The following is a 15,496-nucleotide window of genomic DNA, read 5'->3' as shown; positions in this document are numbered from 1 at the left end:
ACGAGCCAGAGAATTTTACGCTAATCGGGCCTTGCAAATCCTCAGGCGATAGTCCAAATAACGCCCGCACGGAGAGGTGGCCGAGTGGTCGAAGGCGCACGCCTGGAAAGTGTGTAGGCGGGAGACCGTCTCCAGGGTTCGAATCCCTGTCTCTCCGCCACAACACCAGCTCTTGTCTTGGACGCTTAGGTGTTTCACATCTCAGACATTGTTTTGGAACCCCCCAGCAAAAAAGGCTCGGTAAGCGATTCACATAACCCATGTTGAGCGAATTCATCCAATTTAGATGGCCCAGAATTACTGTTTCTTGCAGGCAAGGGAATTTCAGGATGCGAGGCAGTCAAACTGTTGGGTAGGGCCTATTCCTGTGTCGGTTGGGTAACTACAGGTGAAAACTCGGCGCTCGGCTTGTTCGCTGATGCGTCTGTTGAGATATCAATACATCTACAACGCCAAGTGAACGCTATTCCTTGGCTGGTCCGTTTTGCGATAGGTGCGCCGTAAAATCGCGCCCGGAGGTTAGATGTTACTGTCTGTCGTCATTCCATGCATGAACGAAGAGGAGTCGATCCCCTTACTGGTGGAGCGCCTGATCGCTGCGACTGAACAATGGAACGCCGAATCCGAGATTATTCTGGTGGATGATGGGTCTAATGACGAAACATGGCGCGCAATCTGTGCCCAAAGCGAGTTTCATCCGCGTATTCGCGGTTTGAAGCTATCGGGTAACCGCGGTCACCAGATCGCTCTGACAGCGGGGCTGAATGCAGCCCAAGGGCAGCGGATTTTTATGTTGGATGCCGATCTGCAAGACCCGCCGGAGCTTTTGTCGGACATGATGGCGATGATGGATCAGGGTTATGATGTGGTTTATGGGCGTCGGAGTGAGCGAAAAGGCGAAAGTTGGATTAAGAAAGTAACAGCTCATGGTTTCTACCGCATATTGAACCGGCTTTCGGACGTACCCATTCCAAATGACACGGGCGATTTCCGGCTTGTCAGCCGTCGGGCGCTGGATGCGGTTCTGAGTATGCCGGAACGCGCGCGGTTCGTTCGGGGCATGTTCGCTTGGGTTGGTTTCCGTCAAATCGGGATCGAATACATCCGCGACCCACGGATCGCGGGCGAGACCAAATACCCGATGTCCAAGATGATCCGCTTTGCGCTTGATGCACTGGCGAGTTTTTCGATCAAACCGCTGCAGATCGCCACACGAATGGCCTTTCTGACACTAATTATCGCCGCGCTGATGGCGGTCTACGTCTTTTGGTCCTTGATCCTTTACAACGCAGTTGCGGGTTGGGCTTCGACGGTTCTGGTGATCAGTTTCTTCTCGGGTATCCAGCTGTTGACGCTTGGAATCATGGGGGAATATCTCGGACGTCTGTATATCGAGGCCAAAAACCGACCACTCTATTTTGTAGATCAAGAGACCTCAGAGATTTCGGACACCATAGTAGAAGAGAAGACCGCGCAGAAATGAGCGAACGGCGCCGCATAATCCGGTTTGCCATCGTGGGCTTAGGCGTGGCTGGTTACTACATGCTGGCTTATCTGGGCCTGTTGGGCGTGTTTCATTCGCCCTGGATCGCCAATGCATTGGCTTTTGGGTCCGCAATCCTGATCCAATATATTGGGCAAACAGTCTGGACCTTCGGGCAGGCGCTGGTGGTTCCTGCACAGTTTGGGCGGTTTCTTTGCATGGTCGGAATTGGGCTGCTGGTTTCAGCTGCGATTACTGGACTGGCCGGCCCTCGTTTTGGCCTGAGCGAAGTTGTCTCGGCCGCTGTCGTTGTAGTTGTTCTACCTGTGATCAACTTCGCGTTCCTACGGCTGTGGGTCTATAAACCGCAGAATTCAACCTAGAGATTGGCAATGTCGCATATCTATTCAAACGAGTTCTTTGACTATATTGACCAGGGCGCCCGGCGGTCCGCAAACAGGCTAATTGCTTGCCTTCTAGGAAAAATCTCTGCGGACAGTGTCGTGGACTTTGGCTGCGGGCGGGGTGTGTGGCTGTCGGAGTGGCAGGCCGCGGGTTGCAAGGATATTGCCGGTGTCGATGGCGACTATGTGGATCGTGACAAGCTTGCGATACCGGCTGAGGCGTTTATCGGTGCAGATCTGTCCAAACCGGTCGAGCTTGGACGCCAGTTTGATTTGGCTCAGTCGCTTGAGGTCGGTGAACACTTGCCGCATGACGCGTCGGCCAGCCTGGTTCAGAGCCTGACCACACATAGCGATCTGGTCCTGTTCTCAGCCGCCGTTCCGGGGCAGGGCGGCGAGTTTCACATAAATGAACAGCGCCTGTCCTTTTGGCAGGGTTTGTTCGCTGAACGGGGATACACGGCCTATGATTGTTTGCGGCCTGAGATGTTCGGGGATCAATCGATCGAACCCTGGTATCGGTATAATTCTGTCCTCTATGCGAACCAGTCAGGGGCAGCCCGGCTGTCTCAGGACGTGCTGGATACCAAAGTCGCGCCCGGCGCGTTGAAAGAGGTCGGCAGTTTAGGCTGGACCCTACGCAAGCTGGTTGTGCGTGCCTTGCCCCGGTCGGCTGTCACCGCGATCGCGCAGGTCCGGGCCTCTGTTATTGCAAGGTCATATGGCGACAAATCATGACGGAAAAAACACCTCGGCAGGAGTTTCTTTTTCTGTCCCTGCTTTGCACCGCTGCGTTGTTCCTGATCAACTGGCCACAGCTTTTCGACCCTTTCGTACGTCATGATGATTTCCCGGCGCTGCTGGGCTGGACCGAGATTGCCTACCACAAGGCCTTGGATGAAGGTCGTTGGTTGAACTACTGGTGGCAGTTCCGGCCATTTCTATGGCCCTCACAAATAAGCATGTATCTCTATAACATAGCCTGGGGCTTGTTCTCGGCTGCGGCGGCAGTCGCGATCATGGAGCGTTCGGACCCGATCTGGTACAAAGGTTATCTTGCGCTATTCATTGCGTTTTCGGTTCCAGCATTCCTGATTTCATACTGGTTCAACACGTTGCTGCCGGGGATCTGGGTTATCACCTTGTACAGCCTGGCAGTTCTGTTTCTTCCGCATCGTGTGTCGCTGGCCCTGTTGGTTCTAGTAGTGCCCTTATCCTTCATGGCCTACACGACCTATCCGTTCCTGTTGCTGACACTGATCCTGCTGTCAAACAAGGCACCAAAAACCTATACAAACGTCGCTGTTACGTTGATCATTTTCTTTGTCAGCCTGGTTCTGGCGCTCCTGTGTGTTTACACCCTGAACTACTTCTACCATGGCATATTCGGTATTCCGGTTGCTGAATGGCGTGGGCCGAACGAAGTAAATTCGGTCGATGACCTGCTGCTGAACCTTACCAAGGTCAAAGTATTCCTCCGATCCATCATCTATACAATGGGCGGAGGGACAATCAGCTATGGCTTGATGCTCTTGGCCCTATTTGCAGGCGCCTGGGGGTTCCTGTTTACCCGAAGACGGCTGTTTGCCGTCGCGATCCTGATGGCTGCACTTGCTGGCCTGGCACCGCTTATCCTCAAGGCGATGATGTCGGGGGTGCAGGTCCCTGTCCGGGCATTGAACTGGCTTTGGATCTTGTTTGGGGTCGTGCTCACCACGTGTGGGGTTCAGTTTCTGCAGTCTTCAAAAAGATGGTTAAGTGTTTCGCGTATCTTGTTGATGTGCGTGTTGATGATCAATTTGATGCTCATTGGCAAAACATCGTTTATGTTCATCCCGCCTTGGCAAAAAGCAACGCGCGCATTGGCGCAAAGCCTGCCTGAACAGGCCGAAACCGTGTATATCTATGGGCATTTTCTTGGCGTGAATGGTGCGGCAGACGCCAGAGTTCAATTCGAACGGGGGCTGCGGTTGCGGTTAAACTATCTGACCGGGGCCGAGATCATCATGTGCTGGAAGCAGCCCGATAGATGCGATGGGATTACACCTCCGTTCGATCCAGGCGACTGGGTCTCGACGCCTGTTGTCGTATCAACTGGTGACCAGGCCTTTATCCTTTTGCCGCGTCCCAATCTTGGGCCCTGATCAAAAGGTGAGTTGTAACAGGTTTGAGAAAATTCTATGAATGCGCCCACTTGGGCTGTCCGGCATTCAAGGACACATACCCCAACCCCTGTTGGAACACCCGGACATGATTGACCTGAGCGACCACAAACCCCTGCGAAAAAGTCGCAACTATCTGATTTATCAGCACCCCGAGGTCGAAGGGGCGCTGCTGAAAGTGCGGGTGGACGAACCTGTGCGTAGCCATTTTCTGCCGCGTTATGCCGAATGGCGCTATGGCAATCTGCGCCAATGGAACCGCGAAGCAAACGAATATCTGGCGGCGCTCAACCGTGGATGCCCCGAGATCGAGAGGTTGGCGCAATTCATGGGATATGCGCCAACATCAGCGGGCCCGGCGATAGTGGTGGAAAAACTGACCGGCCCGGACGGAGATCTTGCGCCAACCCTGCATTCGGAACGCGTCGCGCTGGCCAAAGATCACGCCGGACGTGAACGTCTTCATGCTGAATTGATGGAACTGTTTGACGATCTCGAAAGTGGCCGGATCATTGTGGGTGACATGGGGTTCGAAAACATCGTTCGTGCGCAGGAAAGAGGTGGCAAGCTGACCGTGATTGACGGCGTTGGCGAGAGGGTTCTTTTTCCGCTGTCACTGGTCAGCGAAACAGCGTTCCGCAAGTCAATCGATCGTCGGCGACAGAGGATGTCGAGTGGCTTTGGTTTAATGAAGACCTGACCACTAAACTGCTACGCGCAGGGGAAACGCGCGTTCGACCTCTTTTGCTATCTCCGCAATCAGCGCTTTTGTCACGGCGTTGCGGTTGTTCATCTGAACCCGTGCGACATAGGCAAGCTCTGGAGGGGTAGGAAAGACATCGTTGATGACTTCCATGTCTGGTGTAATGTGCATCCCGTTCAATAGCGCTATGCCCAGCCCAGATCGAACAGCCGACTGGATTCCTGCTGCACTTGGACATTCCAGGATATTGTCAAAACGGTGGTCCTGCTGCTGACTGTCTTCCATTCCCCATCTTCGGTAGAAACACTGTGTGTCAAAGGACAGAAACGGAACCGGTTCTGACAGATTCAGACGATAGTCGGGTGATTTGACCCAATGAAGGGAATCCTGAAACAGGATCAGATCTTCGGGCTGCACGTCGTTGCGAAATATCTGAATCACCGCCAAGTCTAATTCACCAGCCTTCAACCAATCCTGAACATTCAGGCTTTGACCAGTGCGGGTTCGTACGCGAACATCGGGGTACAGCCGTGTGAAACGTCCAAGAATTTGGGCGATCCCGCTGGTTGTCGCATCCTCGGTCATGCCAAGCCGCAAGTGGCCGGTGAGCGGCCTGTTACCAAGTGAGGCCACCGCTTCGTCATGCAGAGTGGTAATTCGACGGGCGTATTCACAAAGACGCAGCCCGTCTTCGGTGAACAGGGGGGCACCTTTGCGACGAGTCAGCAGTTTGCAATTCAGTACGCGCTCTAAACGGCCGATCTTATGGCTGACTGCCGATTGCGAAAGCGCGAGATGTCGGGCCGCACGGGTTACACCACCATAGGTCGCGATTGCGAGCAGCGCGCGCAAGGCGTCTATTTCCAAACGTTCGTTCATGATTTCCCATGACAGATTTTGATCATTGAATGATAATCATTCATTTGCGGCAAAGGCAAATGTCAGATTAGGTATCGCGAACACAATGTACGCGGAGCTTCGAAATGAACAATCTATACCCGGAGGATATCACAGACTTCGAACATCAGTCGGAATGCAAATCTGGCCCGCTGACGCTGTCTTCTTCTTTCGGCAAAGGTAAGTGTAATTGATGACGGAAGACAGAACAGCTAACCGCCGCCTGACAACACTGTTTGAGATCACCGGATCGGTTCTGGCTATGGCTTATGCCTTGCTGATTGCTTCGAATATTGGCGCTGAGATTCTTGGATTCTCCCTACTGTTGGTGTCGTCGGCACTGTTTGCCGCATGGGCATTGATTGATCGGCGCTGGACGTTTTTGCTGTTGCAGGCGTTCTATGCGACCTCTGCCATTATTGGACTGATCCGTTGGGCATAAACTTGGTGTAGGGTTGCCGCCAGGAACTTGTTAGGACGGATCTATGACGGATCAGGACAGAATCGATATCGGCTTTCTGCTGTTTGATGGCTTTCCGATGGCTTGTTTGACATCGGTGATCGAACCCCTGCGGGCGGCCAATGAAATCGCAGGTCATCAAGCGTTTAGATGGTCGCTGGTTTCTGAACGTGGTCAAAAGGTTCAGTCAAGCGCAGGGGTTGGGTTCGAAGCAGATCGCGCGTTGGCGGACTGCAGGAATATCGACATTCTATTCCTGCTCAGCAGCCCGTCTTCGGTCTTTGACAACGCTGTTAGCGGCAATGCCTTGCTGCGTGGTCTTGGGAGGCACGGAACAGTTCTGGGCGGGATCAGCGGTGGCGTATTCCCTCTTGTGCGATCCGGTGCAATGGCAGGTCAGCCGGTCTCGGTCCACTGGTGCTATGAGGCGGCTTTTGAGGCCGAGTTTCCCGATATGGACGCCCGGAGCGAAGTGATCGTGCGCACCGTGACGCGCTATACCGCCGCCGGTGCAGCGGCAGGGTTCGACCTGGCACTGCATTTGGTTCACGATCGCTTGGGCGGTGACATTGCGCATGAGGTTGCGTGCTGGTTTCAACATCCGATGATGCGCGGTGCGGCAGTGCGTCAGCAGGTGCCCAATGCGACAGCGCCGAAAACGGGAGACCGCCTTCCACCGCTTGTTTCACGCAGCGTTGAAATGTTTGCCGCCAATATTGGTCAAGCGATCTCGATTGCCGAAGTTGCGAAACAAATGGGCGTCACACCTCGTCAGATCGAGCGGGCATTCAAACAGGCAACCGGACACAGCCCCAGCCATTATTACCGCACAATGCGGATGAAAGCGGCGCGTCAGATGGTGGTTTATACCAAAGATCCCATTTCCCAGATCGCGGCCGCTGTCGGCTATGGATCTGTCGCGCCCTTGGTGACGCATTACCGGTCGGCTTTTGGCCTGAGCCCCAGCGAGGACAGGCGCCGCATCAACCGTTTCCGGGTTGAGGATAACGCCCCTTTGCCCTCGGTCTAGGCGCTGACTAGAGCGCTGATCGCATCGCCGTCAGCATCGCATGGTGCAGAGATTTGGCGGACGAGCGCGGACCGTACAGGCTGTAGTGATCCGAACCACGACAGAGCACGAAACAGCCAATATGGTGGATCGAGCTGCGCGCCGCCGTTCCCTTAGTCAATATGCGCAGATCCAACTGGCACAAAAGCTCCAGCACTGCTTGAATGTTCGCACCAGCCAGGTCGAAACGCACCCAAGCATCGGTCTGTTCAGTGACCGAGGCCGCAGACCCAACCGCAGATTTCACCTGCGCGGCAAGGTCCTCGTGCGTGTCATGCGGTGCTTCAACCATCCATTGCTCTGGCCCCGCCCAAAAGGCGGTGATTGCGGTTCCTTCAAACCTCTGGACCTTTGGTGCCTCAGCGCCGATTAGTTTCTTCAATGCGGCTTTGGCCGCTGTTTCCTGACCGAGCCGCGCCGCGACTGATGCCAACGCCACGTCCGGTATCTCGGAACAGGTGACAGGCCCAACCGTGTCTACCCGAGGGTCAGCCGCGCCGAGGGCGGTTATCGCAACCAGATTATCCACGCAGACGTTCTCCTTCCGGGTCAACGAAATGGGCCGAGACAATTTCCACCTCGACCGTCAGGTCCGTCAGCGGAGAGACAAGGCGCATTTTTTCGCCCAGCCTGTCGCCGCCGTTTTTCAACAATCCCAGCCCAATGCTACTGTTCAGAATGGGTGAGTAGACGGCTGAGGTGACATAGCCCTGATCATGGGCCGCATCGACCGGGCCATCGTTCTTCATCAGGTGGCCACCGGCGGTTACCTTGTTTTCAGGCTCCAACGGTTTGATCCCCACCAGCATCAGTGCATCGGGTTGGTTCAGTGCCTCGCGTTCCGACAGGGTTGATCCGATGCTGTCCTTCTTTTTGGACACCATGCGGCCCATTCCCAGGTTCAGGGCGGTTGTGGTGCCGTTCAACTCGCTGCCTGCAGCATGGCCTTTTTCGACCCGCATGACGCCCAGTGCTTCGGTGCCATAGGGGACAACGTCGAACTCTTCGCCCTCGGTCATCAGCTGCCGCATCAGCGAGTCGCCATAGCGAGAGGGAACCGCGATTTCGAATGCCAACTCGCCAGAGAACGAAATCCGGAACAGCCGCGCCCGATGGCCGCCACACACGGTGATGGTGCCGCAGGCCATGAAAGGGAAGCCCTCATTCGAGATGTCGAATTCCGGGTCGACGATCTTTTGCAACAGCTTGCGCGAGTTGGGCCCGGCGACCGCATATTGCGCCCATCCCTCGGTGGTGGAAATCAACTGCACGTCCATGTCCGGGCACAGGCACTGGCGCACGAACTCCATGTGGCGATAGACCAATACGGCATTTGCGGTCGTTGTGGTTACGACGAAATGATCCTCGGCCAGTCGCGCGGCGGTGCCGTCATCCATGGCTATGCCATCTTCGCGCAGCATCAGGCCATAGCGGGTTTTGCCGACTGCCAGCTTGGCGAAAGCATTGGCATAGACGCGGTTCAGGAACGCTGCCGCATCGGTGCCCTGGACGTCGATTTTGCCCAATGTCGTGCAGTCGCACACCCCGACCGAGGCACGCGTCTGACGCACTTCACGGTCCACGCTCTCGCGCCAATGGGTCTCGCCGGGCAGGGGGAACCACTGCGCACGAAGCCAGTTTCCAACCTCGACAAACACCGCGCCGCGTTCTTCGGCCCAGTGATGTGAGGGCGTCAGGCGGGTAGGGTGGAACTCTTTGCCCTTCATCCGGCCTGCGAAAGTAGCAATCGGAACAGGAGTGTAGGGCGGGCGGAAGATGGTGGTACCGGTCTCGGGGATCGACTTACCGGCCAGCTCGGCCATGATCGCCAGCCCGCCGATATTCGAGGTCTTGCCCTGGTCCGTGGCCATGCCCAGCGTGGTATAGCGTTTCAGATGCTCGACCGAACGGAAGCCCTCCTGATAGCTGAGACGGACATCCTTGACCGTCACATCGTTCTGCTGGTCAAGCCAGGCGCGTTTGCAGCCCTGCACGTACCAGAATGGGGTCTGCGCGATGGGTGCGTCCTCGGCCTCGGGCAGATCGGGTTTGGCGCTGGTCAGGTCCAAAGCGGCGATTGCGGCCTCGGCGCCAGAACGCAGCGCGCCGTGGGTGGACATATCGCCGTTTGCCGCACCGGCGACGGACATGCCAACCGGCAGGTCTGCGCCGGGAACAAAGGCGGCCAGCGTCTCATCCCAGGTGGGGCGGCCGCGTTGATGACAGGTCATGTGGACGTTGGGGTTCCACCCGCCAGAAACGCCCAAGGCACCACATTCCAATGTCCGGGTTGAGCCATCGGGCAGGGCGACTTCGACAAAACTCAGCCCCAGACGGCCCTTGGTATTTGTGACCTCAGCGCCCTGTAGAACTTCGTAATCGTGGCTGATTGGTGCGTCCTTGCGTACATCGATCACCGCGGTGATTTTAACACCTTTGGCGTGCAGATCAGCTGCGGTGCGGTGGCCGTCATCATTGTTGGTAAAGACCGCGACGCGCTGCGATGCCGCTGCTCCAAACCGGTTGGCATAGGTCCGCAGGGCGCTGGCTGTCATGATGCCGGGGCGATCATTGTTCTCGAATGCAATCGGGCGCTCGGTCGCGCCTGCGCACAGCAGCGCCTTTTGGGTATAGATACGCCACAGGATTTGCCGGGGTTTGCCTGCGGGCAGACTGGGCAGATGATCGCCCGTACGCTCGACTGCGCCATAAATTCCGTGGTCAAACGCGCCGATGACCGTGGTGCGCGGCATCAGGCGCACATTGGGAAGCGCGGACAGCTCGGCCACAGCCTGCGCCGCCCAGTCAGACGCCGCAGCATCGTCAATGATGAGTGTTTCGCTGTTCAGGCGACCGCCAAGGGCGAAATCCTCATCCGCCAGAATGACGTCCGAGCCCGCACGACCAGCGGTCAAAGCGGCCATAAGCCCGGCTGGTCCGGCACCGATGATCAGCAGATCGCAATGGCGAAAGCCCTTGTCGTATTCGTCCGGGTCCTCTTGCATCGAAAGCGATCCAAGCCCGGCTGCGCGACGGATTGTAGGCTCGTACAGCTTTTCCCAGAAGGCTGCAGGCCACATGAAAGTCTTGTAGTAGAAACCCGCAGACAGGAAGTTGGAAAACATGTCATTCACGGCCAGCGCGTCGAATTTCAGGCTGGGCCAGCGGTTCTGTGATCGCGCCTCAAGCCCCTCGAACATCTCGATGGTTGTTGCGCGGGTATTGGGCTCTTTGCGGGCACCCGAGCGTAGTTCGACCAGGCCGTTCGGCTCTTCGGATCCTGCGGTCAGCAATCCGCGCGGACGGTGGTATTTGAAAGACCGCCCGATCAGACGCACATCATTGGCCAGCAGGGCAGATGCCAAAGTGTCGCCGGGATGGGCGGTATAGCTGCGCCCGTCAAAGCGGAAGTTCAGCGTTGTATTGCGGTCGATCTGTCCGCCATTCAGCCGGTTCACCTGCGTCATTTGGAGCGCCCCCGTTCGCGGGCCACATCGCGGGCCAGTTCCACCTTTGAAATCTCGTGGGTCAGCGTGTTGCGCGTGACTACCAGCCAGGATCGGTCACCTGTTTCGTGGTACCAAAGTTCACGGTGCTCGCCTGCCGGGTTGTCACGCAGATAGGCATAGTCGTGAAAGACCTCGGCGGCATTTTCCGCCTGCCAATCGGGGCGGTCAATCAGCGCGGCGTCGCCCAGATAGGTGAATTCCGATGCGTCGCGAGGCCCAAGAAGGGGGTGGTTGATTATCATGTCTGCTGTCCCCTTTAATGCAGGTTGGGCTGATTGCCCGCGCCTTTTTCGTCGATCATCCGGCCGGTGCGGAACCGGTCCAACCGATAGGCCGTTGCGACAGGGTGCGGTTCGTCCTTCGCAAGCAGATGTGCAAAGCAATAGCCCGAAGCCGGAGTTGCCTTGAACCCGCCATAGCACCAGCCCCCGTTGAAATAGAGGCCCTCGACCGGCGTTTGGTCAATGATCGGAGAGCCATCCATCGACATGTCCATCACGCCACCCCACATCCGCAGCAACCGGGCGCGTCCGATCATCGGCATCAATGCCATGCCACCTTCGCAAACATCCTCGACCACGGGCAAGTTGCCGCGTTGGGCATAGGTGTTATAGCCGTCAAGATCGCCACCAAACACCAGCCCGCCCTTGTCGGACTGACTGACATAAAAATGCCCCGCGCCATAGGTGATGACACTGGGCAGGACAGGCTTTAGCCCCTCAGATACAAAGGCTTGTAGAACGTGGCTTTCGATAGGCAGGCGCAGTCCGGCCATCCCCATAACGCGCCCCGAACTGCCCGCAACTGCGCATCCGACTTTGGAGGCGCCGATAAAGCCCTTAGTCGTTTCGACCCCAAGACATTTGCCATCTTCGATCCGCAGCCCGGTAACTTCACAGTTCTGGATAATATCGACGCCATGCAGGTCGGCTGACCGGGCATAGCCCCAGGCCACTGCATCATGGCGCACGGTGCCGCCGCGCCGTTGAACAAGGCCGCCCTTGATCGGAAAGCGAGCGTCGTCGAAATTCAGATAAGGGTGTTCGCGCCGCACCTGATCTGCGTCCAGCAATTCGGCATCGGCCCCGTTCAGGATCATCGCATTGCCACGTCGCGTATAGGCGTCACGCTGTCCGTCTGTATGGAACAGATTGACGATACCGCGCTGACTGACCATTGCGTTATAGTTCAGGTCCTGCTCGAGCCCTTCCCACAGCTTCAGCGAGAACTCATAGAACGGCTCATTCCCATCCAGCAGGTAGTTCGAGCGAATGATCGTGGTGTTTCGGCCCACATTTCCGCCACCGATCCAGCCTTTCTCGATTACGGCAACATTTCGTTGGCCGTAGATTTTGGAAAGGTAATGCGCGGTTGCCAGACCATGCCCGCCGCCGCCGATTACGATGATGTCGTAATGGGCCTTAGGTTCAGGTTCACGCCAAACCGGTTTCCACCCTTTGTGGCCGGTTAGCGCCTCTTTGATAACTCGAAAGCCGGAATATCTCATGAATCGGACCTTTTCTTCCAAACTTCACTATTTTCGGGCGCGGCGATATCCCCATATGCGACATGGGTGTGTCTGAATCAGACCCTCAGGCACAAGAAATAAGGCCGGAAAACCAATCGGTGAAATCCGATACCTCGGCTGAGTTGCGAAGGACGGATAAAAAATAGCCCTCACTGGCGGGTGCGGAATCTTTGCTGGCAAGGCGGACTTTGCCCGATTTCAGGGCTTGCTCTGCGATGATAGAATTCACCAGCGCAACGCCGCTGCCTGAAACAGCAAGTTGCAGGGCGAGGCCATAGGAATCCACAAAATATGATGGCTTGCGCAGTTTCTGGCCGGTGATTTCACCCCATGACGCCCAACTGTCCGATGTGCCAACGGATTCGATCAGAGGCAGATCAAGCCAATTGCCGCTTAGATTCGGCGACACCACCGGGACAAGGCGATTGGGATTCAACGGTTTCGCATTTTTCCCGACTTGTTTTTCTGAACCAAAGCGTACCTCAATATCGGCGCGCGATGCTGCGTATTCGTCAGGCCAGATCGTGCTGACAAATCGGAGTGAGGTTTCGGGGTGCTGGGCCTGAAATTCCGGCAAAGCCGGAGAGATGACCCATTCGATAATACTGATAGAGGCTGCGACCGTGATATGGCGTGCCTTTTCCTCGGCCAAATAGGGCGAGGCGGCGGAGTGCAACATATCCAAGGCTGCCTCGACCTGTGGCAGCAGCTTCCGCCCTTCATCCGTCAAAGAAAGACCGCGCGCGTGGCGGTGGAACAGAACGACGCCCAGACGGGTTTCCAAGGCTTTGATTTGTTGGCTGACTGCGGATTGCGTCAACCCGATTTCATCCGCTGCAGCAGTTGAACTAAGCCGCCGCGCCGCTGCTTCGAACGACCGGAACCACGTCAGGGGAGGGAGTGTTTTTGCCATCGGTAACCAACCTATTAGTGTTGTTAATACCTAAGGCTCAAGTTCTTTCGTTTGTCAAAAGATGTTTCTAACGGTGATATTTCCTCAAGCAGATTTGGGGAGACGGCAGTGCAGCCAAATATCAGAAAAATAGTGACTTTCGACGAAGAGGTTCTGGTTGAAGGATTTCGTGCCGCCGACCGCCCGTGGCGCATGTTTGCCGTTGCGGCGGTTGTGTCGAACCCTTGGGCTGGCCGGTATGTCGAGGATCTGAGACCGGAAATTCTGGCCTATGGGCCTGTGCTGGGGCAAATGTTGACTGACCGGATGGTCACGCTTGCAGGTGGCGGCGAGGTGATCGAAGCCTATGGCAAAGCGGCGGTTGTAGGGCTGGATGGCGAGGTCGAACATGCCTCGGGCCTGATCCACACGCTGCATTTCGGGAATTACTATCGTCAAGCGGTTGGGGCCAAGTCCTATCTGTCCTTCACCAATACCCGCGGTCCGGCGAACACTCCGATCATGGTGCCCATGATGGACAAGAATGATGCCGGGCGTAGATCGCATTATCTGACGCTGCAGTTTGCAATCCCCGACGCACCGCGCGCGGATGAAATTGTGGTCGTGCTGGGTGGCGCAACCTCGGGCCGTCCCCATCATCGGATCGGCGACCGTTATCAGGACCTCAAGGATTTGGGCCATGACGTGGACAACCCGGCCTCGGTCTGAACTCAGCACCCTGGCGGTGATTGATCAGGGCCAAGGGCCGCTGGTTATTCTGCTGCACGGGGTTGGTCTGCGAGCCGAGGCGTGGGGTGCGCAGATCGACGCTCTGGTCGCGGCGGGGTATCGTGTCTTGTGCCCGGATATGTCAGGACATGGTCAGTCGAGCTTTGATCATCCGACTGGCTTGGAGGCATACGTGCACCGCACGGCGTCCGTGCTAACAGAACCCGCTGTCTTGATCGGCCATTCAATGGGCGCCCTGATTGCGCTCCGACTGGCGGCGGATGTGCCAGATAGCATTCTTGGCGTTGCGGCATTGAATGCGATCCATCGACGTCCGGTTGCCGCGCACAAAGCCATCGTCGCACGTGCCTCGGCCTTGGACGTGTCGGGGCCAAATGATCCCACGGTCACGTTGCAACGTTGGTTTGGCGAAGCCTCGTCCGCCGAGCGACTGGCCTGCATGCGCTGGCTGACTGAGGTTGATCCGGCGGCCTACAAATCCGCGTATACCGCTTTTGCCGAAACGGACGGTCCTTCCGATGATGAGCTGGCCCGTATCGCTTGTCCCGCCCTGTTTATGACCGGCGCGGATGAGCCGAATTCGACGCCTGAAATGTCTCGGGACATGGCGCGTTTGGTTCCCTCGGGACAAGCGGCAATCATCGCAGGTGCCGCACATATGTTGCCGATGACTCATCCCGCCGAAGTAAACGCACAGCTGTTGGAATTTGTGGGGGGGTGCCAGCCATGACAAGTATGGACCCCCGAGCTTTGCGTGACGCCTTTGGCAGCTTTATGACCGGGGTGACAGTGGTGACGGCACGGGATCCGCAGGGCGCGCCAGTTGGGTTCACCGCAAACTCGTTTTCGTCCGTATCGCTTGACCCGCCATTGCTGCTGGTGTGTCCGGGGAAGTTTCTGTCCAGCCACGATATTTTCGCCAACTGCACCCGGTTTGCGGTGAATGTGCTTGCAGATGGACAGCAAGAGATATCGAATACTTTCGCTGGGTATAAAGGGGACCGGTTTGCAAAGGTCGCGCACAGCAATGGTCTTTATGATCTGCCCCTGATCGACGGTGCGCTGGCGCAGTTTTGCTGCAAAACCCATCGGGTCCTTCCCGCCGGTGATCATACCTTATTGATCGGTGAAGTGGCAGAGTTTTCGCACTCGGTCGGGCAGGGTCTTGGATATGTCGGCGGGTCGTATTTCAGTCTGGGGCTCGAACGTGAAATAGACGCCATGGTGCCCACGATCTGCGGTGCGATCATCCGCAATGGCGACAGCGTTTTGCTTGAGCAGAGCAACGGTGCCTATCGTCCCATTCAAATCGCCGGGGTTGAACGCGGTGGGCAGCGAAACCGGTTGACCCAGGGCCTGTCCGAACGCGGGCTGAAGGTGCAGGTCGAACAGGTCTATTCCTCATTCGACGATGCGGAAACAAAGCAGCATTACACCTATTTTCTGGCCAGCTGCCCCCGACCAACGCCGCTTGAGGGCGCCGAATGGATCAGAACGGATGACCTTCCGAACCTGAAATACGTGTCCGGCGGTGTCCGCCATATGATGACCCGCTATGCGATGGAAGCCAAAGAGGGGGATTTTGCTCTCTACCTTGGTGACGCCTCGCAGGGCGACATTCACAGCTTACGATAAAGGA

General features: G+C 56.7%; 16 protein-coding genes and 1 tRNA gene. 11 read left to right on the top strand and 6 right to left on the bottom strand.

The genetic code is table 11. The annotated features are described in order from the left end of the window. Window positions 1–70 precede the first annotated feature (70 nt). From AC2FLG_RS01785 to AC2FLG_RS01760, 6 genes are all read left to right on the top strand, one after another. A tRNA-Ser gene (locus tag AC2FLG_RS01785) sits at window positions 71–160 on the top strand. Between the two features lie 363 nt (window positions 161–523). After that, complete coding sequence (locus AC2FLG_RS01780; protein WP_271946727.1) at window positions 524–1,483, top strand: glycosyltransferase family 2 protein; 960 nt, start codon at window positions 524–526, stop codon at window positions 1,481–1,483. Continuing rightward, window positions 1,480–1,866 (top strand): GtrA family protein, encoded by a 387-nt coding sequence (locus AC2FLG_RS01775; RefSeq protein WP_496704769.1) that lies wholly within the window; start codon window positions 1,480–1,482, stop codon window positions 1,864–1,866. The genes AC2FLG_RS01780 and AC2FLG_RS01775 overlap by 4 nt, the downstream gene beginning before the upstream one ends. Window positions 1,867–1,875: 9 nt before the next feature. Next, entirely contained in the window at window positions 1,876–2,625 is a 750-nt protein-coding gene (locus AC2FLG_RS01770) for a methyltransferase domain-containing protein (RefSeq protein WP_282021316.1), read from the top strand. Continuing rightward, window positions 2,622–4,031 (top strand): hypothetical protein, encoded by a 1,410-nt coding sequence (locus tag AC2FLG_RS01765; protein WP_496704767.1) that lies wholly within the window; start codon window positions 2,622–2,624, stop codon window positions 4,029–4,031. Before AC2FLG_RS01770 ends, AC2FLG_RS01765 begins: the two co-directional genes overlap by 4 nt. Window positions 4,032–4,071: 40 nt before the next feature. Beyond that, the gene (locus AC2FLG_RS01760; protein WP_496700182.1) at window positions 4,072–4,749 is read left to right on the top strand and encodes a YrbL family protein; all 678 of its coding nucleotides are present in this window, start codon (window positions 4,072–4,074) and stop codon (window positions 4,747–4,749) included. Window positions 4,750–4,752: 3 nt separating this feature from the next. Here the strand turns inward: AC2FLG_RS01760 and AC2FLG_RS01755 are convergent, their stop codons facing one another. Then, window positions 4,753–5,631, bottom strand: coding sequence for a LysR family transcriptional regulator (locus AC2FLG_RS01755; protein ID WP_496704764.1), 879 nt, complete (start codon window positions 5,629–5,631; stop codon window positions 4,753–4,755). 211 nt (window positions 5,632–5,842) lie between these two features. On the opposite strand from AC2FLG_RS01755, the gene AC2FLG_RS01750 reads away from it, so the two are divergent. Both AC2FLG_RS01750 and AC2FLG_RS01745 read left to right on the top strand, forming a co-directional pair. Next, a complete protein-coding gene (locus tag AC2FLG_RS01750; RefSeq protein ID WP_142634203.1) occupies window positions 5,843–6,091 on the top strand; it encodes a hypothetical protein in 249 nt (82 codons plus the stop codon). 43 nt (window positions 6,092–6,134) lie between these two features. After that, complete coding sequence (locus AC2FLG_RS01745) at window positions 6,135–7,139, top strand: GlxA family transcriptional regulator (protein WP_496704763.1); 1,005 nt, start codon at window positions 6,135–6,137, stop codon at window positions 7,137–7,139. Window positions 7,140–7,146: 7 nt separating this feature from the next. On the opposite strand, the gene AC2FLG_RS01740 is transcribed toward AC2FLG_RS01745, so the two are convergent. The 5 genes from AC2FLG_RS01740 to AC2FLG_RS01720 form a co-directional block, all read right to left on the bottom strand. Further along, on the bottom strand, window positions 7,147–7,707 hold the full coding sequence (locus AC2FLG_RS01740; RefSeq protein ID WP_496704761.1) for a sarcosine oxidase subunit gamma: 561 nt from the start codon (window positions 7,705–7,707) through the stop codon (window positions 7,147–7,149). Next, the gene (locus AC2FLG_RS01735; RefSeq protein WP_496704759.1) at window positions 7,700–10,645 is read right to left on the bottom strand and encodes a sarcosine oxidase subunit alpha family protein; all 2,946 of its coding nucleotides are present in this window, start codon (window positions 10,643–10,645) and stop codon (window positions 7,700–7,702) included. The genes AC2FLG_RS01740 and AC2FLG_RS01735 overlap by 8 nt, the downstream gene beginning before the upstream one ends. Continuing rightward, window positions 10,642–10,929 carry a sarcosine oxidase subunit delta gene (locus AC2FLG_RS01730; RefSeq protein ID WP_496690657.1) on the bottom strand — a complete coding sequence of 96 codons (288 nt, stop codon included), beginning with the start codon at window positions 10,927–10,929 and terminating at the stop codon, window positions 10,642–10,644. Before AC2FLG_RS01730 ends, AC2FLG_RS01735 begins: the two co-directional genes overlap by 4 nt. A gap of 14 nt (window positions 10,930–10,943) precedes the next feature. Further along, the gene (locus tag AC2FLG_RS01725) at window positions 10,944–12,194 is read right to left on the bottom strand and encodes a sarcosine oxidase subunit beta family protein (protein ID WP_496695231.1); all 1,251 of its coding nucleotides are present in this window, start codon (window positions 12,192–12,194) and stop codon (window positions 10,944–10,946) included. An 85-nt stretch (window positions 12,195–12,279) separates the two neighbouring features. Continuing rightward, window positions 12,280–13,128, bottom strand: a complete 849-nt coding sequence (locus AC2FLG_RS01720; RefSeq protein ID WP_496704758.1) for a LysR family transcriptional regulator — start codon at window positions 13,126–13,128, stop codon at window positions 12,280–12,282. A gap of 108 nt (window positions 13,129–13,236) precedes the next feature. Between AC2FLG_RS01720 and AC2FLG_RS01715 the strand changes: the two genes are divergently transcribed. The 3 genes from AC2FLG_RS01715 to AC2FLG_RS01705 are packed head-to-tail and all read left to right on the top strand — an operon-like array spanning window position 13,237 to window position 15,492. Further along, on the top strand, window positions 13,237–13,836 hold the full coding sequence (locus AC2FLG_RS01715; protein WP_496690654.1) for an amino acid synthesis family protein: 600 nt from the start codon (window positions 13,237–13,239) through the stop codon (window positions 13,834–13,836). Continuing rightward, a complete protein-coding gene (locus tag AC2FLG_RS01710; RefSeq protein ID WP_496704756.1) occupies window positions 13,808–14,587 on the top strand; it encodes an alpha/beta fold hydrolase in 780 nt (259 codons plus the stop codon). Before AC2FLG_RS01715 ends, AC2FLG_RS01710 begins: the two co-directional genes overlap by 29 nt. Then, window positions 14,584–15,492 carry a flavin reductase family protein gene (locus AC2FLG_RS01705; protein WP_496700855.1) on the top strand — a complete coding sequence of 303 codons (909 nt, stop codon included), beginning with the start codon at window positions 14,584–14,586 and terminating at the stop codon, window positions 15,490–15,492. The genes AC2FLG_RS01710 and AC2FLG_RS01705 overlap by 4 nt, the downstream gene beginning before the upstream one ends. Window positions 15,493–15,496: the final 4 nt, after the last annotated feature.

The sequence above is a fragment of the Ruegeria sp. CDSA193 genome, assembly GCF_059611885.1.
The sequence above is the reverse complement of the archived record's forward strand: the minus strand, read 5'-3'. Positions and strand labels throughout refer to the sequence as shown.